This is a genomic window from Staphylococcus xylosus (genome assembly GCF_002732165.1).
Classification (GTDB): Bacteria; Bacillota; Bacilli; order Staphylococcales; family Staphylococcaceae; genus Staphylococcus; species Staphylococcus xylosus.
On sequence record NZ_MRZO01000016.1, the window covers coordinates 1 to 3,587 of the forward strand.

A 3,587-nucleotide genomic window follows, 5' to 3' on the forward strand; every position below is an offset into this window, starting at 1 on the left:
TTAGATGGCATCGGTACAGTAACATCGCCAGAAGTAAATGACAAAGATAGTAATGGAATCTTAGATACCGTTCAATTAACAGAAGCGCAAAAAGCAATCGAGGGAGCGGAAGAAGCGAAGAGAGCTGTAGATAATAAGCTGACTGAAATTACGAGTGATGGATTAATCAATCCAAGTGAGAAAGACGAATTAGACAAGTTAATCGAAGTGTTAGATAAAGCTAAAACGAATGCATCAGAAAAATTAAACAATGTGCCAGAAGGTACAGCAGGGAAAACAGATTTACAAACACGTTTAGACGCAATTAGTGCAGTAACATCGCCAGAAGTGAATGATAAAGACAGCAATGGAGTAAAAGATACAATTCAACTCTCAGAGGCAGAACAAGCTATTGAGCTAGCAGGACAAGCAAAGAGAACCGTAGATAATAAGTTAACTGAAATCACAAGAGATGGGCTAATAAATCCAAGCGAAAAAGCAGAGCTTGATGTATTAATCGAAGTGTTAAATGATGCCAAAACGAATGCATCAGAGAAATTAAACAGTGTACCAGAAGGTACAACAGGAAAAGTAGACTTACAAACACGCTTAGATAGTATAAATTCAGTAACATCCCCAGAAGTAAACGACAAAGATAGTAATGGCGTATTAGATACCGTTCAATTAACTGAGGCGGAACAAGCAATTGAGTCAGCGGAAGAAGCTAAGCAAGCTGCAGACAATAAATTGACTCAAATCACAAGAGATGGATTAGTGAATCCGAGTGAGAAAACAGGATTAGACAAGTTAATTGAAGTATTAGACAAAGCCAAAACGAATGCCACAGAGAAATTGACCAATGTACCTGACGGTACAACAGGAAAAGTAGATTTACAAACACGCTTAGATGGAATCAGTACTGTGACATCACCAGAAGTGAATGACAAAGATAGTAATGGAGTGTTAGATACCGTTCAATTAACTGAGGCGGAACAAGCAATTGAGTCAGCGGAAGAAGCGAAGCAAGCTGCAGATAATAAGCTGACTGAAATTACGAGTGATGGATTAATTAATCCGAGTGAGAAAGGTGAACTAGACAAGTTAATTGAAGCGTTAGATAAAGCCAAAACGAATGCGACAGAGAAATTGAATAATGTACCTGACGGTACAACAGGGAAGTCAGACTTACAAACACGTTTAGATAGCATAAATTCAGTAACATCCCCAGAAGTGAATGACCGAGATAGTAATGGCGTATTAGATACCGTTCAATTAACAGAAGCAGAACAGGCAATTGAGGCAGTCGAAGAAGCAAAGAGAGCTGTAGATAATAAATTAACTGAGATTACAAGCGATGGATTAGTGAATCCAAGCGAAAAAGCAGAATTAGACAAGTTAATTGAAGCATTAGACAAAGCCAAAACGAATGCATCAGAGAAATTAAACAATGTACCAGAAGGTACAACAGGAAAAGTAGATCTACAAACTCGTTTAGATGGAATCAGTACTGTGACATCCCCAGAAGTGAATGACAAAGATAGTAATGGAGTGTTAGATACCGTTCAATTAACTGAGGCGGAACAAGCAATTGAGTCAGCGGAAGAAGCAAAGAGAGCTGTAGATAGTAAGTTAACAGAAATCACAAGAGATGGATTGATTAATCCAAGCGAAAAAGACGAATTAGATAAGTTAATCGAAGCGCTAGATAAAGCCAAAACAAATGCCACAGAGAAATTAAGTAATGTACCAGAAGGTACAGCTGGGAAATCAGATTTACAAACACGTCTAGATGGAATCGGTACAGCGTCATCACCAGAAGTGAATGATAAAGACGGTAATGGAATCTTAGATACCGTTCAATTAACAGAAGCAGAAAAAGCAGTTGAGACGGCGGAAGAAGCAAAGAGAGCTGCAGATAGTAAGTTAACTGAAATCACAAGGGATGGACTAATGAACCCAAGTGAGAAAGCAGAGCTCGATGTACTGATTGAGGCATTAGACAAAACTAAGACAAACGCAACGGAGAAATTAAGTAATGTACCAGAAGGTACAACAGGAAAAGTAGATCTACAAACACGTTTAGACGGAATCAGTGCAGTAACATCACCAGAAGTGAATGATAAAGACAGTAATGGAATCTTGGATACAGTTCAATTAACAGAAGCGCAAGAAGCAATCGAGGCAGCCGAAGAGGCTAAGCAAGCTGTAGATAGTAAGTTAACTGAAATCACAAGTGATGGACTAATTAATCCAAGTGAGAAAGCAGAATTAGACAAGTTAATCGAAGCACTAGATAAGGCTAAGACCAATGCATCAGAGAAATTAAACAATGTACCAGATGGTACAACAGGAAAAGTAGACTTACAAACACGCTTGGATGGCATAGATTCAGTAACATCCCTAGAAGTGAATGATAAAGACAGTAATGGAATCTTGGATACAGTTCAATTAACTGAGGCGGAACAAGCAATCGAAGCAGCGGAAGAAGCGAAGCAAGCTGTAGATAGTAAGTTGACTGAAATTACAAGAGATGGATTGATTAATCCAAGCGAAAAAGCAGAATTAGATCGACTAATTGGAGTTTTAGACCAAGCAAAAACAAACGCATCAGAGAAATTAAGTGATGTACCTGACGGTACAACAGGTAAGACAGACTTACAAACACGTTTAGATGGAATCGGTACAGCGTCATCGCCGGAAGTGAATGATCGAGATAGTAATGGCGTATTAGATACAGTTCAATTAACAGATGCAGACCAAGCAATCGAGGCAGCGGAAGAAGCGAAGCAAGCTGTAGATAGTAAGTTGACTGAGATTACAGGCGATGGATTAGTAAATCCAAGTGAGAAAGATGAACTAGACAAGTTAATTGAAGCGTTAGATAAAGCTAAAACAAATGCCACAGAGAAATTGAACAATGTGCCTGACGGTACAACAGGAAAAGTAGATTTACAAACTCGCTTAGATGGAATCAGTACTGTGACATCCCCAGAAGTGAATGACAAAGATAGTAATGGAGTGTTAGATACCGTTCAATTAACTGAGGCGGAACAAGCAATTGAGTCAGCGGAAGAAGCGAAGCAAGCTGTAGATACTAAGTTAACTGAGATCACAAATGATGGATTAATTAATCCGAGTGAGAAAACAGAATTAGACAAGTTAATTGAAGTATTAGACAAAGCCAAAACAAATGCCACAGAGAAACTAAGTAATGTACCAGAAGGTACAACAGGAAAAGTAGACTTACAAACACGTTTAGATAGCATAAATTCAGTAACATCACCGGAAGTAAATGACAAAGACGGTAATGGAGTATTAGATACAGTTCAATTAAAAGACGCTGAACAGGCAATTGAGACGGCGGAAGAAGCGAAGAGAGCTCTAGATAATAAGTTAACTGAGATCACAAATGATGGATTAATTAATCCGAGTGAGAAAGTTGAACTAGACAAGTTAATTGAAGCATTAGATAAAGCCAAAACGAATGCATCAGAGAAATTAAACAGTGTACCAGAAGGTACAACAGGAAAAGTAGACTTACAAACACGTTTAGATGGCATCGGTACAGTAACATCGCCAGAAGTAAATGACAAAGATAGTAATGGAAT

The 3,587-nt window shown here is 38.4% G+C and carries 1 protein-coding gene; it reads left to right on the plus strand.

Annotated elements, in window-relative coordinates; all coding sequences use genetic code 11:
• Nucleotides 1-3,587 (plus strand): GA-like domain-containing protein (locus BTM19_RS13005; RefSeq protein ID WP_198994512.1); only part of this gene is annotated, 3,587 nt, incomplete at both ends.